The sequence below is a fragment of the Thermomonas sp. genome (assembly GCF_041919455.1).
Taxonomy (GTDB): Bacteria; Pseudomonadota; Gammaproteobacteria; order Xanthomonadales; family Xanthomonadaceae; genus Thermomonas.
Window position 1 is genome coordinate 31082 of sequence record NZ_JAYRTQ010000011.1, and the last position, 23101, is coordinate 54182.

Here is a 23101-nt window from a genome sequence, read left to right on the forward strand (position 1 = left end):
TCCAGCCAACCTGATTCCATTCACGCGAACGAGGATTCGTCGACGATGACTGCTGCCAAGACTCCGCTGCTGCGCCCGCTGGTCCTCTCCGTTGCCCTGGCCGCTGCCGGGCTTGCTGCGGGGAGCTGGTATGGCGTGGCCACCGCGCAATCGGCGGTGCAGGCGCCGGCCCCCGAGCTGGTCGCCGGCCTGCCCGATTTCACCCGCCTGGTCGACCAGGTCGGTCCGGCGGTGGTGAGCGTGCAGGCGGAGATCGGCAGCAAGCCGCAGGCCATCGCACAGCAGGGCGACCCGCGGCAGATGCCGGACGATGAGGAAATTCCGGAATTCTTCCGCCGCTTCTTCGGGCCCGGCATGACCCCGGGGATGCCCGGGATGCCAGGCCAGCCGAACGCCCGCCCGCGCGGGGTGTCGCAGGGCACCGGCTTCATCATTTCCGCCGACGGTTACGTGTTGACCAACCACCACGTGGTCGATGGCGCGGATACGGTGCGCATCCGCATGACCGATCGCCGCGAGTTCGTGGCCAAGGTGGTCGGCAGCGACGAGCAGTCCGATGTCGCCCTGCTCAAGATCGACGGCTCGGGCTTGCCGACGCTGCGCATCGGTGACTCCCGCGCGCTCAAGTCCGGGCAGTGGGTGGTCGCGATCGGCTCGCCGTTCGGATTGGACCATTCGGTCACCGCCGGCATCATCAGCGCGGTCGGTCGCGCCAACCCGTATGCGGGCCAGCGCTACGTGCCGTTCATCCAGACCGACGTGGCGATCAACCGCGGCAACTCCGGCGGCCCGCTGCTGGACACGCGCGGCCAGGTGGTCGGCATCAACTCGCAGATCTTCAGCAATTCCGGCGGCTACATGGGCGTGAGCTTCGCCATCCCGATCGACGTGGCGATGAACGCAGTGCAGCAACTCAAGGCGACCGGCAAGGTCACCCGTGGTCAGTTGGGCGTGGAGATCCAGCCGATCACCCGCGACAATGCCAAGGCCCTGGGCCTGGCCGAGCCGAATGGTGCGCTGGTATCGCGCGTGGAGGTGGGCAGTCCCGCGGAGCGCGCCGGCATCCTCCGCCAGGACGTGATCCGCAGCATCAATGGCCAGCCGGTCTACGACTCCAGTGACCTGCCGCCGATCGTCGGCGCGATGGCACCCGGTACCAAGGTCTCGATCGAAGTGGTTCGTGACGGCAAGCCGCGCACGGTCACTGCGACCCTCAACCAGCTGACCGAAGCCACGGCGAGTACCGCAACGGGTGATGACGGCGCAACACGCCCGGCCGCTGCCGCGCAGGCGAATGCGCTGGGCATCGTCGGCGAGGATCTCGACCCGCAGCGGCGCAGCCGGCTGGGCCTGCAGCCGGGCGAGGGCGTGCTGGTCGCGCGGGTCGAAGGCGTGGCTGCGCGCGAGGCCGGCTTGCGTCCGGGCGACGTGATCCTGGCCGTGGGCCGCAACGACGTGTCCAGCGCGGCCACGCTCAATGCCCAGCTGCGCGCTGTCGGTACCGGCAAGCCGGTGATGCTGCTGGTCAGGCGTGGCGGCGGCACCCAATACCTGACGATCAACCCCGCCGGCGACTGAGCCGCGGCCGGCAATCCGTCCGTGCCGGCCAAGGCGCGGACGGGGCTGTGCGATACTGTCGAGCTAACCCCAGACAGGCTGCGAACCCGCTGCCGTCGCAGCCCCCAGCCGAGTTTCCATGCAGCACGATGCCATGCGGTCCATCCGCAACTTCTCGATCATCGCCCACATCGACCACGGCAAGTCGACCTTGGCCGACCGCATCATCCAGCTGTGCGGCGGCCTGCAGGACCGCGAGATGGAAGCGCAGGTGCTCGACTCCAACCCGATCGAGCGCGAACGCGGCATCACCATCAAGGCGCAGTCGGTCTCGCTGCCGTACACCGCGCTGGATGGCACGACCTACCAGTTGAACTTCATCGACACCCCTGGCCACGTCGATTTCAGTTACGAAGTGAGCCGCTCGCTGGCCGCCTGCGAGGGTGCGCTGCTGGTGGTGGACGCGGCGCAGGGTGTGGAGGCGCAGTCCGTCGCCAACTGCTACACCGCGGTCGAGCAGGGCCTGGAAGTGGTGCCGGTCCTCAACAAGATCGACCTGCCCACCGCCGACGTCGACAAGGTCAAGGAGGAGATCGAGGCGGTGATCGGCATCGATGCCGAGGACGCGGTGGCGATCAGCGCCAAGACCGGCCTCAACGTGCGCGATGTGCTGGAAGCCATCGTCAAGCGAATCCCGGCGCCGACCCCGCGCGACACCGACAAGCTGCAGGCGCTGATCATCGATTCATGGTTCGACAACTACCTGGGCGTGGTCAGCCTGGTGCGGGTCATGCAGGGTGAGATCAAGCCGGGCGACAAGCTGCTGGTGATGTCGACCGGCCGCACCCACCAGGTCGACAAGGTCGGCGTGTTCACCCCCAAGCGTAAGGAGCTCGCGAGGCTGGGCGCAGGCGAGGTGGGTTGGGTGCATGCGTCGATCAAGGACGTGCATGGCGCGCCGGTCGGCGACACGCTGACGTTGGCGGGCGATCCCGCGCCGGGCCCGCTGCCCGGCTTCCAGGAAATGCAGCCGCGCGTGTTCGCCGGCCTGTTTCCGGTCGATGCCGAGGACTACCCGGACCTGCGCGAGGCGCTGGACAAGCTGCGCCTGAACGATGCCGCGCTGCGCTTCGAGCCGGAGAGCTCCGAGGCGATGGGCTTCGGCTTCCGCTGCGGCTTCCTCGGCATGCTGCACATGGAGATCGTGCAGGAGCGGCTGGAGCGCGAGTACGACCTGAATCTCATCAGCACCGCGCCGACCGTGGTCTACGAGGTGCTGAAGACCGACGGCGGCATCGTGCCGATGGACAACCCGGCCAAGCTGCCGCCGATCAACCAGGTGCAGGAGATCCGCGAGCCGATCATCCGCGCCAACATCCTGACTCCGCCGGACTACATCGGCAACGTGATCAAGCTGTGCGAAGAGAAGCGCGGCGTGCAGATCGGCATCACCTACATGGCCAGCCAGGTGCAGGTGAGCTATGAATTGCCGATGGCCGAGGTGGTGCTGGACTTCTTCGACAAGCTGAAGTCGGTGAGTCGCGGCTATGCCTCGCTGGACTACCACTTCGTCCGCTTCGAGGCCGGCCCGTTCGTGCGCGTGGACACCCTGATCAATGGCGACAAGGTCGATGCCTTGAGCATCATCGTCCACCGCAGCCACGCGGACCGCCGTGGTCGCGAACTGACCGAGAAGATGAAGGAACTGATCCCCCGGCAGATGTTCGACGTGGCCATCCAGGCCGCGATCGGCGCGCAGGTGATCGCCCGCACCACGGTCAAGGCGATGCGCAAGAACGTGCTGGCCAAGTGCTACGGTGGCGACGCATCGCGCAAGAAGAAATTGCTGGAGAAGCAGAAGGCGGGCAAGAAGCGGATGAAGCAGGTCGGCAGCGTGGAAATCCCGCAGGAAGCCTTCCTCGCCGTGCTGCAGGTCGACAACAAGTGATGTTCCCTTCCTTCTCCCGGCGGGTGAAGGTGCCCGCGGGACGGAACAGGCGCTACATGGAGAAGTTCGCATGATGGTGTGGTTCGAGACGATCCTGGTCGCCCTGACCGCCCTCACCGGCCTGGTCTGGCTGCTCGACAAGCTGTTCCTGGCCAAGCGCCGCGCCGCTGCCGCCAGCCCGCTCGAAGAGGTCAAGGAGCCGGTGGCCGTGGACTATTCCAAGGCCTTCTTCCCGATCCTGCTGCTGGTGCTGGGCCTGCGCAGCTTCGTGGCCGAGCCGTTCCGGATCCCGTCCAGCTCGATGATGCCGACCCTGCTGATCGGCGATTTCATCCTGGTCAACAAGTTCTCCTACGGCCTGCGCTGGCCGATCACCAACAAGAAGTTCCTCGCCAACGGTGCGCCCGAGCGCGGCGACGTGGTGGTGTTCCGGCCGCCGCACCATCCGCGCCAGGACTGGATCAAGCGGGTCATCGGCCTGCCCGGCGACACGGTCGGCTACCACGACAACAAGCTGACCGTGAATGGCCGCGAAGTCCCCTACCGCATGGAAGGCGTGTACCAGGGCGAAGGACAGGGCGCCGACATGACCGGTGCGTCGAGGCTCACCGAGGGACTGCCCGGTCGCCCCCACTTTGTCCTGCGCCGCGACGACACCCCGTTGCCCTACCAGGGGGAGGGTGACTGGACGGTGCCGGAGGGGCATTATTTCGTCATGGGCGACAATCGCAACAACAGCGAGGACAGCCGGTTCTGGGAGACGCACTTCCTGCCGGAGGCCAACCTGCGTGGCAAGGCGATGATCGTGTGGATGAATTTCGACCGCCAGGCCGACCACTGGGTGGACACCTCCCGGATCGGCAAGCGGATTCCGTGATGTATCGACTGTGGAAAGGGGAGCACGAATGAAGCGCAAGCAAGGCGGCATGACCATGCTGGGGTTCCTGATCACCCTGTCGGTGGTGATCCTCTTCCTGTTCTGCGGCATGAAGATCGTGCCCATGTACATCGAGTACTACTCGGTGAAAAAGGCGCTGGCCAGCATCGCCAACGAGCAGAGCGCGAGCGCCACGTCCAAGGATGCGATCCGCGCGTTGTTCGCGAGGCACCTGAAGATCGACTACGTCAAGATCATCAAGCCGGACATGCTCAAGATCGAAGCCACCGACAGCGGCTTCAACCTGACCGTCGACTACGAGCGTCGCGAAGAGCTGATCGCCAACCTCGACGTGGTCGGCAGGTTCCATGCAGAGCAGGCCGTGGTGCGTGGCGCAGCCGCGCAATGACCTGGCGCCACGGGCATTTGCCGGGCATGCGTTCGCCGCCCCGGCACTGCTCGACCAGGCGCTGACCCATCGCAGCGCCGGCAGTCCGCACAACGAACGCCTGGAATTCCTCGGCGACGCGCTGGTCAACCAGTTCATCGCCGAGGCGCTTTACGCGCACTGGCCGAAGGCCGACGAAGGCGCGTTGACCCGCGGCCGCGCCGAGCTTGTCCGCGAGTCCGCCCTGGCCGGGATCGCCCGCACGCTGGATCTCGGCGCGCACCTGGTGCTGGGCCCCGGCGAGATGAAGACCGGTGGCCATCGCCGCGACTCGATCCTCGCCGACGCACTGGAAGCCCTGGTTGCGGCGATCTATCTCGATGCCGGCTTCGACGCCTGCCGCGGGGTGGTGCTGCCGTGGTTCGACCCGCTGATCGCGGCGCTGCCGCCGGCCAACAAGGTCGGCAAGGATGCCAAGACCCGCTTGCAGGAATGGCTGCAGGCGCGCCAGCGCGGGCTGCCGGTGTACGCACTCGTCGATGAATCCGGCGACGACCATGCCCGGGTGTTCCGGGTCAGTTGCCGCCTGGCCGAACCGGCCATCACCACCGAAGGCGAGGGCAGTTCGCGCCGCGCCGCGGAACAACAGGCGGCCGAAGCCGCCATGCAGGTCATCGACGCATGAACAACCAGACCCAACGCAGTGGCGCGATCGCGGTGATCGGGCGTCCGAATGTCGGCAAGTCGACCTTGGTTAACGCCCTCGTCGGCGCCAAGGTCAGCATCACCTCCAACCGGCCGCAGACCACCCGCCATCGCTTGCTCGGCATCGCCACCTTCCCCGGGGGGCAGTTGCAGTTGCTGGATACGCCCGGGATCCACGGCGAACAGGGCAAGCGTTCCGGCAAGGCGATGAACCGGATGATGAACCGCGCGGCGCGCGGCGCGCTGGAAGGCGTGGATGCGGCGGTGCTGGTGGTCGAGGCCGGCCGCTGGGATGCCGAGGACGGCCTGGCCTTCGACGCCCTCCGCGACGGCGGGCTGCCGGTGGTGCTGGTGGTCAACCAGGTCGACAAGATCAAGGACAAGGGGGCGTTGCTTCCCTTCATCGCCAAGGTCAGCGAAGGCCGCGAGTTCGCCGCGGTGCATCCGCTTTCGGCGCTCAAGCGCAAGGGACTGGAGGCACTGGTCGATAGCCTGCTGGGCCTGGTGCCGGAGGCCGCGCCGGCGTTCGGCGAGGACGAGATCACCGACAAGAGCCAGCGTTTCCTGGCCGGCGAGCTGGTCCGCGAGCAGCTGATGCGCCAGCTCGGCGAGGAATTGCCGTACGCGACCACGGTCGAGGTGGAGCGGTTCGAGGAAGAACCGTCGCCGACCCGCGGCGTGATGTACCGCATCGACGCGGTGGTCTGGGTCGAGCGCGAAGGGCAGAAGGCGATCGTGATCGGCAAGGGCGGCGAGCGCCTGCGCGAGATCGGCAGCCGCGCGCGCCAGCAGATGGAGCGCCTGTTCGACGCCAAGGTGTTCCTGCAGACCTGGGTTCGCGTACGCGAGGGGTGGTCCGACGACGAAGCGGCGTTGCGCTCGCTCGGTTACCACGACTGAAAACCTGCCCATGATCCTGCTGCGCTCGGCACGCAGCCCGCGTGCGGTGCTCGAAATGCTCATGTATTCGCACATACATTCCGCTTTCTGCGAGTCCGGCCCTCAGGCGCAGCCTTCGGGCGTTCGGACGACTGCAAGCCGGTGGCTTGCAATCAATCATCCTCACCCACCACGGGCTGCGTGCCTTCGCTCGCGACGGATCCTGGGCAGGTTTTGATGCGCTTCGTCGGCGAGCCGGCGTTCGTGCTGCATGCGCGGGCCTGGCGCGAGACCAGCCTGCTCGTCGAGGTCCTGAGCGCCGAGCATGGCCGCATCGGCCTGGTCGCGCGCGGCGTGCAGGGCCCGAAGAAGCACGTCTTGCGTGCGGCCCTGCAGCCGCTGCAGTCGATCCGCTTCGATGGCGTGCAGCGCGGCGAACTGGCGCAGCTGACCGCGGCCGAAGCGGTCGACGCTGCGCCGCTGCTGCATGGCGATGCCGTGCTGGCGGCCTTCTACCTCAATGAGCTGTGCATGCGGCTGGCGCCCCGGCAGGCGCCGCAGCCGGAGTTGCATTCGGCCTATGCGCGGGTGCGCGAGCGCCTGCGTGCGGGCGAGGCGCTGGCGTGGATCCTGCGCCGTTTCGAGCGCGACCTGCTGGACGCACTGGGCAGCGGCTTCGACTACGCCAGCGATGGCGATGGTGCGCCGATCGATCCCGCCGCGCGCTATCGCCTCGAAGCGGAACACGGCCCGCGGCGCGTCCTCGGGGAGCGCGCCGGCGAGCGTCGCGAGAGCGCCACCGGGCGCGCGCTGCAGGCGCTGGGCGAGGACAGCCTGCCGAACGGCGAGGACCTGGCCAGTCTGCGCCTGCCCCTGCGCGGCGTGCTGCTGCACCACCTCGGCGGGCGTGGCCTGAAGTCGTGGGAGATGCTGGGCGAACTGGGACGACTGGCCACGCCGAGGCCCTAGGCCGCGATCACAGCATCGGCGGCGGCCACGAATGCCTGCATTGCGGCAGGATCGGACGGACTTGCCATCAAGTGGCGCACTGCGTCGCGCAACCGGTCTGCGCCGACGAACCCGCAACTGGCAGCGAGCCGGTGCAGGTCTGCATGCATCGCCGCAACATTGCCTGCGGCCGCCGAAATGCGCGCGCGTTGTCCGGGCAGTTCGCGGCGGAACAACTGGCGCAGCGCGTCGACATGGGCGACGTCGCCGAGCGCGGCCAGCGCGCCGGCATCGTTCCAGTCCGGCAGGTCGGTGTCGGCCACGCGATGCGATGGCATCGGCAATTGCCGGCGCAGCGCCGCATGCAGCGCTGCCACGCCCAGCGGCTTGCGCAATACCTCGACGAAGCCTGCGGCAAGCAGGTGGTCCCGCGCCGCTGCGTCATCGGCGGCGGTATGGGCGATCGCAGGTGTCCGATGCCTGCTTGTGGCGGCATCGAGCAGGGTTTCGCCGCGACCATCCGGCAGGTTGGCATCGACCAGCCACAGGTCGAAGTCCGTTGTAGCGATCGCGCGCCGTGCCTCGGCCAGGTTGCCGGTGACATGTACCTCGGCAGGCAGCGCGCTTGCGGCATCGCGCAGGAAGGCCGCGCTGATCGGGTCGTCCTCGACCAGCAACAGGCGCGGCAAGGCGCTGGTGGTGGCTGGATTCATCGCGATGCGACCTCGGCTTTGTATGCTGCGGGCATGTGGCGTTCGATCTTAACGAGTTGTTACGTGCTGGCGATGCTAGCGGCCATGCCCGTGCATGCGCGCACGGCGCAGGCGCGCATCGCCAGGGTCGGCACGGTGGTCGCCACGCTGGAACAGGTGCGGGTGCGACTGGACTGGCCGGAAGGCGCCCCGACCGGCGATTTGCAGTTGTGGGCGGGCAAGGTCGAGGCGGCGGGCCTGGGCTACCGCTATCGCGACCTGCATTGGCGCTGCCCGCTGCGGCGCGTGGCCAACGACGGTTGGCAGTGCGATGGCGTGTTGCGTTCGGGCAACGCCGCGCCCTTGCGGTTGGCCGTGCAGTTCGATGCCGCGACCACGCAGGCCTCGTTGACGCAAGGTGGCGCGCGCTTCGCACTGGATCGCAGCGCCGCCACGCCGGACCTGACCACGCTCGACCTCACCCGCGTGCCGATGGCCTGGGCGCAGGCGCTGCTGTCGCAGGCGTGGCCGGAAGCGCGTTTGAAGGGCGGATTGCTCGATGCATCGCTGGCGATCGAGGCGCCAGCCAATCGTCCGTTGCGGATCAGCGGGCCGCTGCAAGTGCGTGGCCTCGGCCTGGAAACCGAGGACGCGACGATCGCCGGCGAGAACCTCGGTGGCGATTTGCGCATCGACTACCGCACCACCCCCGCGCGCTCCTTGCTGGCACTCGATGGCGACCTGCGCGGTGGCGAGTTCCTCGCCGGGAACACCTATGTCGCGTTGCCGGCCACGCCGGTGGGCTTGCGCGTCGATGCAATGAAACAGGTCGGTGCCGGTTGGCACGTGCCGCGCATCGAATGGCGCGATGGCGATGCCTTGCAGGCGAGCGGGACGCTCGCATTCGCCAACGATGGCGCATTGTCCTCGATGGCGGTCGATGCCCGCAGCCGCGACATGTCGCCGCTGCGGCAGCGCTACCTGTCCGGATGGATGGGCTTGTTCGGTCTGGGCGATGTCGACCTGCACGGGGCGATGGACCTGCGCGTGGAAGCGCAGGCTGGCGCACTGTCGCGGGTCGACGCTGTGCTGCACGGCGTCGACCTGCGCGACCCCGCGCGGCGTTTCGTCTTCGATCGGCTGGCCGGCGACCTGCGCTATTCGGCATCGATACCGGTGCGCAGCGAGCTGCGCTGGCAGGGTGGCCAGTTGTACGGCCTGGCGTTCGGCGAAGCCCGGCTGCCGATGAGCAGCGCCGATGGCCTGCTGCGCTTCCGCGAGGATGTTCGGGTCCCGCTCATGGACGGGACGATGACCCTGCGCGAGGTGGTGATCCGGCCGCCGCAGGGAACCGCCGGCATGGACATCCACTTTGGCCTGGCGCTGGACGACATCGACTTCGGCAAGGTCTCGCAGGCGCTGGGCCTGCCGGCGTTCCAGGGACGCCTGAGCGGCAACATCCCGCAGGCGCGTTACGCCGACGAGCGCATCGATTTCGACGGCGGCCTGTCGCTGCGGCTGTTCGACGGCCGGGTGGCGTTCTCGGCACTGTCGCTGGAGCGCCCGTTCGGCAGCGCGCCCAGCCTGAGCGCGGACATCGCGTTCGACGGCCTCGACCTGTTGCGGCTCACCGAAGTGCTCGGCTTCGGCAGCATCACCGGTCGCATCGACGGGCGCATCGAGGGATTGCGCCTGGTCGACTGGACGCCGGTCGCGTTCGACGCGCGCTTCATCACCGACGAGGCGCCCGGGGTCAAGCAGCGGATCAGCCAGCGCGCGGTGCAGAACATCAGCAGCGTCGGCGATGCGTCCTTCGTGACCAGCCTGCAAGGCCAGTTGATCGGGTTGTTCGACGACTTCGGCTATCGGCGGATCGGCATCGGCTGCCGCCTCGCCAACGACGTCTGCGCGATGTCGGGCCTCGATTCACATCGCAGTCAGGGCGGCAACGCCTTTACTATCGTCGAAGGGGCCGGCTTGCCACGGCTGGACGTGGTCGGTTTCAACCGCAACGTCGACTGGCCCACCCTGGTCGAACGCCTGGTGGCGGTCGGCAAGGGCGAAGTGGCACCGGTCGTGGAATGACGAATCGTCGAGTGATGCATACAGGAGCAAGGTCATGAAGCAGTGGTTGGGCATGCCGGTCGCGGGCGCGTTGTTGTTGAGCGCCTGCGTGACGATCAACGTCTATTTCCCCGCCGCGGAGGCGAAGGAAGCGGCGCGCGAGTTCGTGGAAAAGGTCATCAACGAGGCCGACAAGGTCGAGATGAAGGATCCGTCCGCGCCGGCTGGCGGCATGGCGGCGCTGGGCACGCGGATCCGCTCCGACCTGTCCGGTTTCGATCCGTGGGTGCTGGTCGGCATCGGCAGCGCGCAGGCGCAGTCGGCGCCGGACATCAGCCTGAAGACACCGGCGATCCAGTCGATCCAGTCGCGGATGGAGTCGCGCTTCAACGCGACGTTGCGCGCCGGCTTCGACAGTGGCGCACTCGGCTTCACCGCCGACGGCCTGGTCACCGTGCGCGACGCCGGCAAGCTGGAACTCAAGGATCGCGTTGCGATGAACGCCGCGGTCGCCGACGACAATCGCGACCGCAAGGCGGTCTATCGCGAAGTCGCGGTGGCCAATGGCCACCCGGAATGGGAGAGCCAGATCCGCGACGTGTTCGCCCGCCAGTGGATCGCCAGCGCGCGCCCGGGCTGGTGGTACGAGTCCGGCGGGAGCTGGAAGCAGAAGTGACTTTGCCAGTGGCGAAGTCATCCTGAGCGAAGCGAAGGATCTGCTTGCGTAGCAGCAAGCGGTTGTAGCCCGGGTAAGCGCAGCGCACCCGGGAATGCTCTCGACAGGTCCAATCCCGGATGCGCCTTTGGCCTTATCCGGGCTACGCAGCGTCAAGACGACGGATGGACGGCCCGCTTCGGCGGGCCGTTCGCTTTCGCGGGATGCGACAATGGCAGGCCACCCCGCAGCCAGCCGCCACGTGGCCCGACTCGATCATTCCCCGAAATCCCTCGACATCGTCAACCTGACCCATGACGGTCGTGGCGTGGCCCGCTGGCCCGAAGGCCCGCATGCCGGCAAGACCGTGTTCGTCACCGGCGCGTTGCCGGGCGAAACCGTGCTGGTCCAGCAGACCACGCGCTCGCGCAATTTCGACGAGGCGAAGACGCTCGAGGTCGTGCAGGCATCGCCGGACCGGGTCACGCCGCGCTGCCCGCATTTCGGCACCTGCGGTGGCTGCGTGTTGCAGCACCTCGATGAAGAGAAGCAGATCGAAGCCAAGCAGGGGGTGTTGCTGGACAACCTGCAGCGCATCGGCCATGTGACCCCGCAGTCGGTGTTGCCGCCGTTGCGCGGCGACAGCTGGGGCTACCGGCGCAAGGGCCGGTTCTCGGTGCGCCGGGTCGAGAAGAAGGACAAGACCCTGGTCGGGTTCCGCGAGCAGGACCCGCGCTTCGTCGCCGACATCGGCGAATGCCACGTGGTCGTGCCGCAACTCGGCTTCAAGGTCGCCGCGCTCGGTGAGCTGGTCGATGGCCTGGATGCGCGCCGCGACATCCCGCAGATCGAATTCATCACCGGCGATGCGCATGTAGCGCTGGTGTTCCGCCACCTGCAGCCGTTGTCGGATGCCGACCAGGCCAGGCTCGATGCCTTCGCCACGGAGCACGGCTTCACGATCTTCCTGCAGCCCGGCGGCAACGATTCCGTGCACCCGCTGTCCGGCGAGGCACCGCAACTGTCGTTCCGGCTGCCGCAATGGGACATCGAACTGCTGTTCCGGCCGCTGGACTTCATCCAGGTCAACGCCAAGCTCAACGAGGCGATGATCGCGCGCGCGCTGGAACTGCTCGACGTACAGCCGGGCGAGCGCGTGCTCGACCTGTTCTGCGGTCTCGGCAACTTCACTTTGCCGCTGGCGCGGGCGTCGGGCGATGGCGATGTCGTTGGTGTGGAAGGCGAAGCCGGCCTGGTGCAACGCGCCCGCGCCAATGCCGCGCATAACGGCCTCACCAATGTGCAGTTCCATGCCGCCGACCTGGCGCAGGACCTGGCCGGGCAGGCGTGGGTGAAGGCGGGCTTCGACAAGCTGCTGCTCGATCCCGCGCGTTCGGGTGCGATCGAGGTGCTGAAGCAATTGCCGCTGAAAGGCTTGAAGCGGATCGTCTACGTCAGCTGCCATCCGGGTTCGCTTGCGCGCGATGCCGGCTACCTGGTCAACGAGGCCGGCTGGACCCTGCGCGAGGCCGGGGTGATGGACATGTTCCCGCACACCGCCCACGTCGAATCCATCGCCGTGTTCGATCCGCCGAAGAAGCGCTGAGGCGACCGCGCGATGGGCATCGAGATCGAGCGCAAGTTCCTGCTGGCCGATGACGGTTGGCGCGCGGCGGCGCACAAGGTCGTGCCGATGGCGCAGGGCTATCTCAACGATCTGGCCATGGTCGATTCCGGCGCGATGCAGACCTCAGTGCGCGTGCGCATCGAGGGCGAGGCCGCCTTCCTCAACATCAAGTCGCGCGAAGCCGGTCCGAGCCGCCAGGAGTTCGAATACGCAATCCCGCTGGCCGATGCGCACGCGCTGCTGGCGCTGTGCGTGGGCGGCCGGATCGACAAGCATCGGCATTACGTCACCCATGACGGGCATCTGTGGGAAATCGACGAATTCCACGGCGACAATGCCGGTCTGGTGGTTGCCGAGATCGAACTGAGAAACGTCGATGAAATCTTCGCCAAGCCTGCATGGCTGGGCGCGGAAGCGACCCATGCGCAGCGCTACTACAATCTCGCACTGGCCTCTCACCCGTACGCGCAATGGCGCGACGACGAGCGTCTGGCGCTGGATCTCAACGAAGGACACTAGATGCTGCAGATCGGCGTTTCCGGGCACGAACTCACCGCGCAGGAGCGCGACTGGCTGCAGCACGACGCCTGCATCGGGGTGATCCTGTTCGCGCGCAACTTCGCCAGCCGCGCGCAGGTGGCGGAACTCACCCAGGCCATCCGCGAGACCGCATCGCGGCCGCAGCTGATCAGCGTGGACCAGGAGGGCGGGCGGGTGCAGCGGTTCCGCGAGGGCTACACCGCATTGCCGGCACTGCAGGGCTTCGATGCGCTGTATCGCGAAGACCCCGACGCCGCGCTGGCGTTGGCGCGCGAGCACGCTTGGCTGATGGCCAGCGAAATCCGCGCCACCGGCATCGACCTGAGCTTCGCGCCCGTGATCGACCTCGGGCGCGGCAACCGGGCGATCGGCAACCGTGCGTTCTCCGCGGATCCGCAGGTGGTCGCTGCGTTCGCCCGCACGTACGTGGACGGCATGCACGAGGCCGGGATGGCCGCCACGCTCAAGCATTTCCCGGGACACGGTTCGATCCCGGAAGACACCCATTTCGATATCGCGGTGGACGACCGTTCGCTGGATGCGATGCGCGCCACCGACCTGGTCCCGTTCGTGGCCGGGATCAAAGCGGGCGCCGATGCGGTGATGATGGCGCACATCACCTATCCGCAGGTCGCACCGGAACCCGCCGGTTACGCGCCGCGCTGGATCGGCGAGATCCTGCGCAAGGACATGGGCTTCCGCGGCGTGGTGTTCTCCGACGACATCGGCATGGCCGCCGCGCATTCGGCTGGCGGCGTGAAGGCACGCATCGATGCACACCTGGATGCGGGATGCGACGTGGTACTGGTGGCCAGTCCGGCGCTGGTCGAGGAATCATTGCGCGGCATGGCCGGGCGCGTGTCCAACACCATGGCGCTGGCCGGGTTGATGGGGCGCGGTGCGCTGGGTTGGGACGGCTTGCTGGCCGATGGTCGGCGCGATGACGTGCAGGCGCGGCTCGGCCGCGTGCGCGAATCGGCGGTGGATGCGGGCGCGACCTCGGGCGCGATCAACGTGGGAGACGTGGCATGAGCGGACCGAAACTGGCGGATGCACTGGCGACTGCCCATGTCGTCTTCGACAAGGCCACGCTGGAGGCCGCCATCGTGCGCATGGCCAGCGAGATCCGCCCGGCCTATGAGGACGGCGACGTGCCGCTGTACATCACGGTGATGAACGGCGGGCTGCCGTTCGCCGCGCAGCTTGCGTTCGCGCTGGGCGAACTTGGGTTGGACCTGCAGTTCGACTACCTGCACGCCACCCGTTATCGCGGCCAGACCACGGGTTCCGGCCTGGCCTGGCTGCATCGCCCGGCTACGCCGATGCGCGGGCGCAAGGTCCTGCTGGCCGACGACATCCTCGACGAGGGCCACACCCTGCTGGCAGTGAAGCAGTGGTGCGAGGACCAGGGCGCGGCCGAGGTGCGGATCGCGGTGCTCGCCGAGAAAGTCCACGACCGCTGCGTCGAAGGCATCTGCGCCGACCACATCGGCGTGCAGGTGCCGGATGCCTACGTGTTCGGTTACGGGATGGACTTCCACGAGCAGGGACGCAACCTGCCGGCGATTTATGCACTTGGTGAGTGAAGCGGTTTCACGTCATGGCGCGGTCGGGAAAATGCCAGCGGGACACGCCGTAAATACGTCCATGTAGGCTCATCGGCGACATCCCTGTCGCCGAAGATCCCGCAGGCACCCGCCCGACCACGCCCTCCAGACATTTTCGGAACTCGGTATGTCCATCGAACTCGCAGTGATCGGCGGCACCGGCGTCTACGCGCTGGGCGAACTGGCCGATGTCGAAACCCACCAGCCGGTGACGCCGTACGGCGCGCCGTCGGGGCCGATCCGCGTGGGCACGTATGCCGGCAAGCGCGTGGCGTTCCTGGCGCGGCACGGCGAAGGTCATTCGCTGCCGCCGCACAAGATCAACTATCGCGCCAACCTGGCCGCGCTGAAGGCGATCGGGGCATCGCGCGTGCTGGCGATGAACACCGTCGGCGGCATTACCGCGCACTGCGGGCCGCGCGTGCTGGCCTGCCCGGATCAGTTGATCGACTACACCTGGGGCCGCATTTCGACCTTGTGCGAGGAGCCGGGCACCGAGGTGCTGCATGTCGATTTCGGCGATCCGTACACGCCGTCGCTGCGCGCTGATGTCATCGCCGCGGCGAAGCAGGCGGGCGTGGCACTGGTCGATGCCGGCTGTTACGGCGCGACCCAGGGGCCGCGCCTGGAAACGAAGGCGGAAATCGCGCGCATGCGCCGCGACGGCTGCGACCTGGTCGGCATGACCGGCATGCCCGAGGCCGGGCTGGCCCGCGAACTCGGGCTGGACTATGCCTGCCTGGCCATCGTCGCCAACTGGGCAGCGGGCGCGGGACCCGATGTCGACGAAGTGATCACCCTGCAGGACGTGCTGGACAACGTGGCGGCGGCGATGGACGACGCAGCGCGCCTGCTGCGGGCGATGCTGGCCGGCTGAGCCGCGCGATGACGCGCCGGCACGTCGCCATCGTCGGTTACGGCACCGGCGGACAGGCCGCGGCACTGGCCCTGGCGCGCCACGGGCATTCGGTCGAGGTCTTCGAGCGCGTGCCGAATCCCGGCCCGGTCGGCGCCGGTTTCCTGCTGCAACCCACCGGCCTGCAGGCCTTGTGGCAGTTGGGGTTGCTCGGCCAGGCCTGCGCATTGGGTGCGCCGGTCGCCCGCCTCCATGGCGAGACGCCGGAAGGCCGCGCAGTGATGGACATGCGTTACGCCGGCCTCGATCCGCGCCTGTGCGGCATCGGCATGCAGCGCGGCGCGTTGTTCGCGTTGCTGCATGACGCGATCGGCCTGGAAGCCGGCATCGCGCTGCATGCCGGCAATGCCATTGTCGAACTGGACTGCGAGGGTGGACGCATTCGCGATGCGAATGGACGATGGCGCGGTCCGTTCGATGCGGTGGTGATCGCCGACGGGTCGGCATCGTCGTTGCGCGCCGCGGTCACCGGCATGCGCATCGATGCGCCGTACCCGTGGGGCGCGCTGTGGTGCCTGCTGCCGCAAGGCGACTGGCCGTGGCCGGGTGAATTGCGCCAGCGCTACCGCCTCGCGCGACAGATGGTGGGGATGTTGCCGGTGGGGACGATGCCCGGCGATCCGGTGCGGCGGTTGAGCTTCTTCTGGAGCCTGCCGGTCGCGCAGTTCGATGCCTGGCGCGAGGGCGGGCGCGACGCGTGGCTTGGCGAAGTCCACGCGCTGTGGCCGCAGGCGCGCGAACGATTGGGCGATGCGTTCCCGGTCGAATGCCTGGCACGCGCGGCCTATCGCGATGCCATCCCGGAACGATGGTCGCGCGGCCGTGCCGTCTTGCTGGGCGATGCCGCGCATGCGATGAGTCCGCAGCTCGGGCAGGGCGTGAACATGGCACTGGTGGATGCACTGGCGCTGGCGCGCGCGCTCGACGCGCAAGGCGATGTCCGCGCGGCATTCGAGGGCTACGAACGCGCGCGGCGCGCGCACCTGGCGGCATACCACCGCTTCAGTCGCTGGCTGACGCCGCTGTTCCAGTCCGATCGCGATGCATTGGCGCGCGTGCGCGACCTCGCGTTCCTGCCGATGGGGCGCATGCCAGGTGCACGCGGGCACATGCTCCGCGTGCTGGCCGGTACCCAGCAGGGCTGGTGGGGTCGCCATCGGCTGGAGGAGGCATTCGTGGCCGGCTTGCAGCACGCACTGCGAGCCGTCGGGAACGCCAATCCATCGTGACGCCTGCGCGCCGTTGCGCGGAAACGCGCTTGCGGCATACTCGCGCGGTGCAGCCGCCAGCCGGCGGCGCACGTTCCTGCAACCGCTCGGCAAGAGGTCATTCAATCCATGCAAACCGGCACCGTGAAGTGGTTCAACGACGCCAAGGGCTTCGGCTTCATCTCGCCCGAGGATGGCAGTGCAGATGTGTTCGTGCATTTCTCCGCGATCGATTCCAAGGGCTTCCGCAGCCTGCAGGAAGGCCAGCGGGTCAGCTACGAAGTGCAGCAGGGCGCGAAGGGCGCGCAGGCGGCCGGGGTCAAGCCGATCTGATCGCGACAGCGAACGGACGATTTCGAGCCCCGCCTTGCGCGGGGCTTTTTTGTCGACGACGCGGCGGGGGTCAGTCGAGGAACTGCAGCTTCGCCAGTTCGGCGTACAGGCCGCCCTCCGCCAGCAGCTGCGCATGCGTGCCTTCGGCGACGATGCGGCCGGCATCGATCACCACGATGCGGTCGGCGCGCAGCACCGTGGCCAGGCGATGGGCGACGACCAGCGTGGTGCGCCCTTCCATCAGGTGCTCCAGTGCCGTCTGCACCGCGCGCTCGCTTTGCGCATCGAGTGCCGATGTCGCTTCGTCCAGCAGCAGCACCGGCGCGTCCTTGAGCAACGCGCGGGCGATGGCCACGCGTTGCTGTTGGCCACCCGACAGGCGTGCGCCGCGCTCGCCGAGTTCGCTGGCGAAGCCGTCCGGCAATGCGTCGAGGAAAGTCTCCGCTTCCGCGGCCGCGGCGGCCTGCCGGACTTCGGCGTCGCTGGCGTCGAGGCGCCCGTAGCGGATGTTGTCGGCCGCGCTTGCGGCGAACAGGGTCGGCGACTGCGGCACCAGCGCGATCGCTTCGCGCAGCGCATCGAGATCCAGTGTGCGCAGGTCGATGCCGTCCAGGCGGATCGTGCCCGCCTGCGGGTCGTGGAAGCGCAGCAGCAGCGAGAGCAGGGTGCTCTTGCCGGCACCCGACGGGCCGACCAGGGCCACGGTCTCGCCGGGCCGCACGTGCAGGCTGAAGTCGTGCAACGCCGCGCTGTCAGGGCGCTGCGGGTAGTGGAAGGTGACCGCGTCGAACACGATCTCGCCGCGTACCGGCTCGGACAGCTTCGCGGGTGCCGCGGGTGCGGTGACCTGCGGATCTTCCTGCAGGAGTTCGTTGATCCGGCCCATGCCGCCGGCGGCGCGTTGCAATTCGTTCCAGACCTCGGCCAGCGCACCGACGGAACCACCGCCGATCAGCGCATAAAGCACGAACTGGCCCAGGCTACCGGCGCTCATTCGCCCGGCGATCACGTCGTGTGCGCCCGACCACAGCACCAGGATGATCGCGCCGAAGATCAGGCTCATCGCCACCGCGGTGACGATCGACTGCGCGCCGATGCGCTTGCGTGCGGTCGCCACCGCGGTCGCGATGGCGGCGGCATAGCGCTGCCGCTCGTAGGCTTCGCGCGCGTGCGCCTGCACCGTGCGCACCGCGCCCAGCGCCTCGGAGGCGACCGCATTCGCATCCGCGACCCGATCCTGGCTGGCCCGCGAGACCTTCTGGATGCGCCGGCTGCCGACCACGATCGGCAGGACTGCCAGCGGGATGCCGACCAGTGCCCATGCGGCGAGTTTCGGGCTGGTGACGAACAGCATCGCCAGCGCGCCAATGACGGTCACCACGCTGCGCAACGCGACCGACATGCTGGAGCCGACCACGCTGCGCAGCAGTTCCGCATCCGCAGTGAGCCGCGAAATCAATTCGCCGCTGCGGGTGCGATCGAAGAAACCGGCATCGAGCCCCAGCAGGTGCGCATACAACCGGGTGCGCAGGTCGGCGACCACGCGCTCGCCGAGCAGGGTGACGAAGAAGTAGCGTGCCGCGGTGGCCAGCGCCAGCGCGAGGATCACCAGCAGCACGAAGCCGAAGGTGCGGTCGGTGTTCGCCCCGCTGCTGAAGCCGTGGTCGATCATCGAACGGAACGCCACCGGCAGGCTCAGTGTCGCGGCGGAGGAACAGGCCAGCGCCAGCAGCCAGGCCAGGAACAGGCCGGAATGCCGGCGCACGAACGGCCACAGCGCGCGCAGCGAGCCGATGGGCGCCTTCGGCGCCGAAGTGGGGGAGGTCATGGTGCACATGGTAGCGGCGTGGTGCCGCGACCGGGCATCAGGGTTCGAGCTTGCGCAACTCCGGCGGCAGCACCGCATCGGGATAGCGGCGGCGGAACTCGGCCAGGCTGGCCCTGGCTTCGTCGATCTTGCCCTGCTGCTGCAGTTCCAAGATCCGGCGCAACCAGGCATCGCGCGCGGCGGGTGCGTCCATCGTCGCCGGCGGCACGTCGTCCTCGTCCATCGCCTTGCTGAACGTGTCCAGCGTGGCGGCGTCCGCAGCGGCTTCGGCCTCGTTCTGCGCACGAGCGCGCTTCGCCTCCGGCCTGGCGCGCGTGCCGGAGACGCTGACCGCCTCGTCGGTCGCCGCGGATCGTCCCAGCGCCGCCTGCGGAGCCGCGGGCGTGGCGGGGGCGGGTGGTGCCGGTGGCGCAAGGGGCGGTGCCATCACTTCGACCGGCATCGTCTCGGCCATTGCCGCTTCCGGCGGCGGGGCCGGGACGAACTCGGGGGCGGCGGCTCGCGGGTCGGCGACAGGTTCTGCCGGCGCGCGTTCGCGGGCGATCCGGGCGTCGTCTTCGACCAGCACCGCTTGCGTTGCCGGCGAGGTCATCGGCATCGGCGGGGATCGCATGGCACGCGCCGTGGGCGGCGGGGCCGCTTCCATCGAGCGCATGACGGGATGTTCGCCATCGTGGGCCTGGCCCGCACTGGCGGCCGCGGTGTCCGCTGGCGATACCGAAGGCGCCGGTGGTGGTGGCTGCAATTGCCAGGCCAGGCCCACGGCCAGGCTCACCGACGCCGCCGCAGTCAGCGGCACGATCCAGCCGCGGCGACGCTTGGCAATGGGGGCCGGCGCCAGCGCGGCATGCGCGGCAGCCAGGATGCGTGCGTCGAGGGCCGCGTCCGGTTCGTCGCGGCCGTGCAGGCGCGGCAGGCGTGCGGCCAGCGCGCGCTCCTCGGCGTCCAGCGGTTCGCGAGGCAGGCGGGTCATGCGGGCAACCTCATGCGCAGCTTGTCCATGGCATAGCGCAGGCGCGATTTCACCGTCTCCCGGCCAACGCCGGTGATGGTGCCGATTTCCTCCAGCGTCAGTTCCTGTTCCAGCCGCAACAGCAGGACCTCGCGTTGTTCCTCGGGCAGGTCGTCCAGCGCCAGTTGCAACTGGCGGCGACGCTCGAATTCCGACAATACCCGCTCGGGCGTGTCGGGGTCGGCAACGCGGGCCAGCCGCTCGTCGGCGTCGGACGGCGCGGACGGGCGGTGCTTGAGGCTGCGCCAATGGTCGCCCAGACGGTGGTGGGCGATGGTGTACAACCAGGTGGCGAAACCGGCATCCGGCGTCCACCCGGCGCGTGCCGAGACCACACGCTGCCAGACGTCCTGGAAGAATTCGTCGGCCAGCGCGTTGTCGCGCAATTGCCGCAGGAGATAGCGGTACAGCTTTCCGCGATGGCGCGCATACAGTTCCCCGAACGCCGCGGCATCGCCCGCCGCGTAGGCGAGCATCAGGGCTTCGTCGCTGGTCTCCGGGGCATCCACGCTCGCCAGCCTACGGACTGGCGCGGCTGTCGGGAAGGGTGCGCGACGGGCGTCGGGGGCGGGCAGGGCATGGGGCACGCAGACGGGAACGGGCGAATGGACGCAATGGGGTTGCCCGCTCGCGGTGCCCGGCGGCGTAGTTCAAGTATGCTCGCTGCATGAACGGGGTCCGGATCGTGCCGTTGCCGAATGGTGCCGATGAGGCGCAGCTGCCTCGCGGTGCCGCGCCCGCGCGCGAAGGGTTCGGCCGCGACGAGCTGGCCCGCCTGCTGGACGCGGCGGAACAGCGGATCCAGTCCCTGCATCGCTCGGAGCGCCTGCAGCAGGCGCTGTACGAGATCGCCGACCTGGCCGGCGGCAGCCTGGAACTCCAGGACATGCTGCGCCGGATCCACGCGATCGTCGGCGAGCTGATGTACGCCGGCAATCTCTACATCGTGCTCTACGACGAGCACCAGCAGACGATGCGGTTCCTGTACTTCGTCGACCTGCTGGACCCGTGGGTCAACGATCCCGCCGAAGAGATCCCCGTCACCGACGACGAAAACACGTTGACCATGCACCTGCTGCGCACCGGCGACGCCTTGCGTGGGCCGTCGGCGGAGCTGCGCATCCAGCACGGCATCCCGTTCGGCGAATCCAGCGGCCCGGACAGCGCCGACTGGCTGGGCGTGCCGATGCGCCGCGGCAGCCACGTGGTCGGCGCGGTGGTGGTGCAGAACTACGAGAAGCGCGACGTCTACAGCAACGAGGATCGCGCGCTGCTGGCCTACGTGGCCCAGCACATCCTCACCGCGCTGGATCGCTACGAAGCGCGCGAGCAACTCGAGAAGCGCGTGCAGGAGCGCACCGCCGAGCTGCAGCAGGCCAACCACGACCTGCAGGCCGAGGTGGTGGAGCGCCAACGGGCGCAGGAACTGCAACGCGCGCTGTTCCGGATCGCCGAACTGTCGATGACCAGCGAGACGCTGGAGCGTTTCTACGCCGAGATCCACAAGGTCGTCGGCGGCTTGTTGTACGCGCGCAATTTCTACATCGCGATGCTGACCATCGACGGCAGCATGCTGGAGCTCCCGTATTCGGTGGACGACCGCGACCAGATGCGCAAACCGCGCCGGGTCGCCAACGGCCTGACCGAGTACGTGTTGCGCACCGGCAAGCCCCTGCTGGCCGATCGTGCGCGGATCCGTCGGCTGGAATCCGAAGGCAAGGTCCGAAGCATCGGCACCCTGGCGCATTGCTGGCTGGGCGTGCCGTTGCTCTACGACGACAAGGTGGTCGGCGTGATCGCCGTGCAGAGTTATTCGCCGGACGTGGCGTTCACCACCCGCGACCAGGAACTGCTCACCTTCGTCGCTTACCACATCGGCAGCAGCCTGGCCCGCAAGCAGGCACAGGATCGGCTGATGCACGCGCACGCGGGGCTGGAACAGCGGGTCAGCGAGCGCACCCGCGAGCTGGCCGAGGCCAATGCCGAACTGGTCGAACAGATCGGCGAACGCATGCGCGCCGAGCGCAAGCTGACCTACCAGGCCACCCACGATGCCTTGACCGGCCTGCCCAACCGCACCCAGCTGCTGGAACGCCTGGGCAAGGCGATCGCGGTGGCGCGCGGCAACCCGCAGGCTTGCTTCGCCGTGCTGTTCCTCGACCTCGACCGTTTCAAGCTGGTCAACGACAGCGCCGGCCACGCGGTCGGCGACGAACTGCTGATCGAGGCTGCCCGCCGCATCGTCGGCAGCGTGCGCACTGGCGACGTGGTCTCGCGGCTCGGTGGCGACGAATTCGCGATCCTCGCGGAAAGCCTGGACGGGCCGGAGATGGCGGCCGAACTCGGTCGCCGCGTGCTGGCCGCGCTCGGCACGCCGGTCTGGCTGGCCGGGCGCGAATTGTTCCCGACCGCGAGCATCGGCATCGCCCTGTCGCATGCGCGCTACGACAGCGGCGAGGACATGCTGCGCGATGCCGACGCCGCGATGTACCGCGCCAAGGGCGACGGCCGCGACCGCTCGGTGATGTTCGACGAGCACATGCGCGACGAAGCCACCCGCATCCTCGACATGGAATCCGACCTGCGCCGCGCGATCAACGCCGAGGCGTTCGAGCCGTTCTACCAGCCGATCGTGCAACTGGTCAGCGGCGAGCGCGTCGGCCACGAGGCGCTGTTGCGCTGGCGCCACGAACAGCGCGGCCTGCTCACCCCCGGCGACTTCCTGGACGTGGGCGAGGAGAGCGGGCTGATCGAGCAGGTGGACTGGCTGATGTACGCGCGGGTCATCGCCGACATGGGCCACCATCCGATGCCCGGCTACGTGGCGATCAACGTGTCGCCGCGGCATTTCCGCGCGCCGGATTTCGCCAGCCGCCTGCTCGACCTGCTGGACGCCGCGCAGGTCGCGCCATCGCGGCTGCGCATCGAGATTACCGAGGTCGCCCTGCTCGACGATGCACCGCGCACCAGCGAAAGCCTGAACATGCTGCGCTCGCACGGCGTGCTGGCGCAGCTGGACGACTTCGGTACCGGCTTTTCCGCGCTGTCCTACCTGCACCGCTACCCGATCGCCAGCCTGAAGATCGACCGCAGCTTCGTCTCCGGGCTGGATGGCGACGTCCGCACCGAGAGCGTGGCGGTGATCCGCGCGATCGTGGCGCTGGCCAACAGCCTGAACATCGAGATCATCGCCGAGGGCGTGGAAACCCAGCGCCAGCGCGAACGCCTGCACGACCTGGGCTGCATGTATGCGCAGGGCTACCTGTTCGGCCGGCCGGCCCCGCCGGCGCTGGTCATCCCGCCGCCGGCGGCGTAAC

The 23101-nt window shown here is 68.5% G+C and carries 21 protein-coding genes; 17 read left to right on the forward strand and 4 right to left on the reverse strand.

What is annotated here, in order from left to right; all coding sequences use genetic code 11:
• The first annotated feature begins 45 nt into the window (after positions 1 to 45).
• From ACE3T8_RS09515 to recO, 7 genes are all read left to right on the forward strand, one after another.
• Positions 46 to 1578: a DegQ family serine endoprotease gene (locus tag ACE3T8_RS09515; RefSeq protein ID WP_374608806.1), complete on the forward strand. Its 1533-nt coding sequence runs from the start codon at positions 46 to 48 to the stop codon at positions 1576 to 1578.
• Positions 1579 to 1711: 133 nt separating this feature from the next.
• Positions 1712 to 3505 (forward strand): translation elongation factor 4, encoded by a 1794-nt coding sequence (gene lepA, locus ACE3T8_RS09520; RefSeq protein WP_374608808.1) that lies wholly within the window; start codon positions 1712 to 1714, stop codon positions 3503 to 3505.
• Positions 3506 to 3578: 73 nt separating this feature from the next.
• Positions 3579 to 4382, forward strand: a complete 804-nt coding sequence (gene lepB, locus ACE3T8_RS09525) for a signal peptidase I (protein WP_374608962.1) — start codon at positions 3579 to 3581, stop codon at positions 4380 to 4382.
• 28 nt (positions 4383 to 4410) lie between these two features.
• A complete protein-coding gene (locus tag ACE3T8_RS09530; RefSeq protein ID WP_374608810.1) occupies positions 4411 to 4791 on the forward strand; it encodes a DUF4845 domain-containing protein in 381 nt (126 codons plus the stop codon).
• The gene (gene rnc / locus ACE3T8_RS09535; protein ID WP_374608812.1) at positions 4751 to 5455 is read left to right on the forward strand and encodes a ribonuclease III; all 705 of its coding nucleotides are present in this window, start codon (positions 4751 to 4753) and stop codon (positions 5453 to 5455) included. Before ACE3T8_RS09530 ends, rnc begins: the two co-directional genes overlap by 41 nt.
• The gene (era, locus tag ACE3T8_RS09540) at positions 5452 to 6375 is read left to right on the forward strand and encodes a GTPase Era (RefSeq protein ID WP_374608814.1); all 924 of its coding nucleotides are present in this window, start codon (positions 5452 to 5454) and stop codon (positions 6373 to 6375) included. The genes rnc and era overlap by 4 nt, the downstream gene beginning before the upstream one ends.
• 216 nt (positions 6376 to 6591) lie before the next feature.
• Positions 6592 to 7323 (forward strand): DNA repair protein RecO, encoded by a 732-nt coding sequence (recO, locus tag ACE3T8_RS09545; protein WP_374608816.1) that lies wholly within the window; start codon positions 6592 to 6594, stop codon positions 7321 to 7323.
• Here the strand turns inward: recO and ACE3T8_RS09550 are convergent.
• A complete protein-coding gene (locus ACE3T8_RS09550) occupies positions 7320 to 8015 on the reverse strand; it encodes a response regulator (protein ID WP_374608818.1) in 696 nt (231 codons plus the stop codon). The two genes, recO and ACE3T8_RS09550, sit on opposite strands and share 4 nt — an antisense overlap.
• Before the next feature lie 63 nt (positions 8016 to 8078).
• Here ACE3T8_RS09550 and ACE3T8_RS09555 point away from each other — a divergent pair, with 63 nt between their 5' ends.
• From ACE3T8_RS09555 to ACE3T8_RS09595, 9 genes are all read left to right on the forward strand, one after another.
• On the forward strand, positions 8079 to 10079 hold the full coding sequence (locus ACE3T8_RS09555; RefSeq protein WP_374608820.1) for a hypothetical protein: 2001 nt from the start codon (positions 8079 to 8081) through the stop codon (positions 10077 to 10079).
• A gap of 34 nt (positions 10080 to 10113) precedes the next feature.
• On the forward strand, positions 10114 to 10734 hold the full coding sequence (locus ACE3T8_RS09560) for a YdbL family protein (RefSeq protein ID WP_374608822.1): 621 nt from the start codon (positions 10114 to 10116) through the stop codon (positions 10732 to 10734).
• A gap of 211 nt (positions 10735 to 10945) precedes the next feature.
• Positions 10946 to 12319 carry a 23S rRNA (uracil(1939)-C(5))-methyltransferase RlmD gene (rlmD, locus tag ACE3T8_RS09565; RefSeq protein ID WP_374608824.1) on the forward strand — a complete coding sequence of 458 codons (1374 nt, stop codon included), beginning with the start codon at positions 10946 to 10948 and terminating at the stop codon, positions 12317 to 12319.
• A 12-nt stretch (positions 12320 to 12331) separates the two neighbouring features.
• Positions 12332 to 12859 carry a CYTH domain-containing protein gene (locus ACE3T8_RS09570; RefSeq protein WP_374608826.1) on the forward strand — a complete coding sequence of 176 codons (528 nt, stop codon included), beginning with the start codon at positions 12332 to 12334 and terminating at the stop codon, positions 12857 to 12859.
• The gene (gene nagZ, locus ACE3T8_RS09575; RefSeq protein ID WP_374608828.1) at positions 12860 to 13912 is read left to right on the forward strand and encodes a beta-N-acetylhexosaminidase; all 1053 of its coding nucleotides are present in this window, start codon (positions 12860 to 12862) and stop codon (positions 13910 to 13912) included. It begins immediately after the preceding gene.
• The gene (locus tag ACE3T8_RS09580; protein ID WP_374608830.1) at positions 13909 to 14466 is read left to right on the forward strand and encodes a hypoxanthine-guanine phosphoribosyltransferase; all 558 of its coding nucleotides are present in this window, start codon (positions 13909 to 13911) and stop codon (positions 14464 to 14466) included. The genes nagZ and ACE3T8_RS09580 overlap by 4 nt, the downstream gene beginning before the upstream one ends.
• Before the next feature lie 148 nt (positions 14467 to 14614).
• Positions 14615 to 15364: an S-methyl-5'-thioinosine phosphorylase gene (locus ACE3T8_RS09585; protein WP_374608832.1), complete on the forward strand. Its 750-nt coding sequence runs from the start codon at positions 14615 to 14617 to the stop codon at positions 15362 to 15364.
• 8 nt (positions 15365 to 15372) lie between these two features.
• Positions 15373 to 16632, forward strand: coding sequence for an FAD-dependent oxidoreductase (locus ACE3T8_RS09590; protein ID WP_374608834.1), 1260 nt, complete (start codon positions 15373 to 15375; stop codon positions 16630 to 16632).
• Between the two features lie 108 nt (positions 16633 to 16740).
• The gene (locus ACE3T8_RS09595) at positions 16741 to 16944 is read left to right on the forward strand and encodes a cold-shock protein (RefSeq protein WP_374608836.1); all 204 of its coding nucleotides are present in this window, start codon (positions 16741 to 16743) and stop codon (positions 16942 to 16944) included.
• Between the two features lie 70 nt (positions 16945 to 17014).
• Here the strand turns inward: ACE3T8_RS09595 and ACE3T8_RS09600 are convergent, their stop codons facing one another.
• Genes ACE3T8_RS09600 through ACE3T8_RS09610 form a run of 3 tightly spaced genes read right to left on the reverse strand, consistent with a single transcriptional unit; the run spans position 17015 to position 20293 of the window.
• The gene (locus tag ACE3T8_RS09600) at positions 17015 to 18772 is read right to left on the reverse strand and encodes an ABC transporter transmembrane domain-containing protein (protein WP_374608838.1); all 1758 of its coding nucleotides are present in this window, start codon (positions 18770 to 18772) and stop codon (positions 17015 to 17017) included.
• A 37-nt stretch (positions 18773 to 18809) separates the two neighbouring features.
• Entirely contained in the window at positions 18810 to 19745 is a 936-nt protein-coding gene (locus ACE3T8_RS09605; protein ID WP_374608840.1) for a hypothetical protein, read from the reverse strand.
• Positions 19742 to 20293, reverse strand: coding sequence for an RNA polymerase sigma factor (locus tag ACE3T8_RS09610; protein WP_374608842.1), 552 nt, complete (start codon positions 20291 to 20293; stop codon positions 19742 to 19744). Before ACE3T8_RS09610 ends, ACE3T8_RS09605 begins: the two co-directional genes overlap by 4 nt.
• 158 nt (positions 20294 to 20451) lie before the next feature.
• Here ACE3T8_RS09610 and ACE3T8_RS09615 point away from each other — a divergent pair, with 158 nt between their 5' ends.
• Positions 20452 to 23100 (forward strand): EAL domain-containing protein, encoded by a 2649-nt coding sequence (locus tag ACE3T8_RS09615; protein WP_374608844.1) that lies wholly within the window; start codon positions 20452 to 20454, stop codon positions 23098 to 23100.
• Position 23101 lies beyond the last annotated feature (1 nt).

Excerpts from the sequence above, each read along its gene's own strand:
- ACE3T8_RS09585 (WP_374608832.1), top strand. The coding sequence starts at position 14,615 with ATGTCCATCGAACTCGCAGTGATCGGCGGCACCGGCGTCTACGCGCTG.
- ACE3T8_RS09515 (WP_374608806.1), top strand. The coding sequence starts at position 46 with ATGACTGCTGCCAAGACTCCGCTGCTGCGCCCGCTGGTCCTCTCCGTT.
- ACE3T8_RS09600 (WP_374608838.1), bottom strand. The coding sequence starts at position 18,772 with ATGACCTCCCCCACTTCGGCGCCGAAGGCGCCCATCGGCTCGCTGCGC.
- ACE3T8_RS09580 (WP_374608830.1), top strand. The coding sequence starts at position 13,909 with ATGAGCGGACCGAAACTGGCGGATGCACTGGCGACTGCCCATGTCGTC.
- ACE3T8_RS09570 (WP_374608826.1), top strand. The coding sequence starts at position 12,332 with ATGGGCATCGAGATCGAGCGCAAGTTCCTGCTGGCCGATGACGGTTGG.
- era (WP_374608814.1), top strand. The coding sequence starts at position 5,452 with ATGAACAACCAGACCCAACGCAGTGGCGCGATCGCGGTGATCGGGCGT.
- ACE3T8_RS09605 (WP_374608840.1), bottom strand. The coding sequence starts at position 19,745 with ATGACCCGCCTGCCTCGCGAACCGCTGGACGCCGAGGAGCGCGCGCTG.
- ACE3T8_RS09615 (WP_374608844.1), top strand. The coding sequence starts at position 20,452 with ATGAACGGGGTCCGGATCGTGCCGTTGCCGAATGGTGCCGATGAGGCG.
- ACE3T8_RS09595 (WP_374608836.1), top strand. The coding sequence starts at position 16,741 with ATGCAAACCGGCACCGTGAAGTGGTTCAACGACGCCAAGGGCTTCGGC.
- nagZ (WP_374608828.1), top strand. The coding sequence starts at position 12,860 with ATGCTGCAGATCGGCGTTTCCGGGCACGAACTCACCGCGCAGGAGCGC.
- rlmD (WP_374608824.1), top strand. The coding sequence starts at position 10,946 with ATGGCAGGCCACCCCGCAGCCAGCCGCCACGTGGCCCGACTCGATCAT.
- ACE3T8_RS09530 (WP_374608810.1), top strand. The coding sequence starts at position 4,411 with ATGAAGCGCAAGCAAGGCGGCATGACCATGCTGGGGTTCCTGATCACC.
- ACE3T8_RS09550 (WP_374608818.1), bottom strand. The coding sequence starts at position 8,015 with ATGAATCCAGCCACCACCAGCGCCTTGCCGCGCCTGTTGCTGGTCGAG.
- lepA (WP_374608808.1), top strand. The coding sequence starts at position 1,712 with ATGCGGTCCATCCGCAACTTCTCGATCATCGCCCACATCGACCACGGC.
- ACE3T8_RS09590 (WP_374608834.1), top strand. The coding sequence starts at position 15,373 with ATGACGCGCCGGCACGTCGCCATCGTCGGTTACGGCACCGGCGGACAG.
- recO (WP_374608816.1), top strand. The coding sequence starts at position 6,592 with ATGCGCTTCGTCGGCGAGCCGGCGTTCGTGCTGCATGCGCGGGCCTGG.
- rnc (WP_374608812.1), top strand. The coding sequence starts at position 4,751 with ATGCAGAGCAGGCCGTGGTGCGTGGCGCAGCCGCGCAATGACCTGGCG.
- lepB (WP_374608962.1), top strand. The coding sequence starts at position 3,579 with ATGGTGTGGTTCGAGACGATCCTGGTCGCCCTGACCGCCCTCACCGGC.
- ACE3T8_RS09560 (WP_374608822.1), top strand. The coding sequence starts at position 10,114 with ATGAAGCAGTGGTTGGGCATGCCGGTCGCGGGCGCGTTGTTGTTGAGC.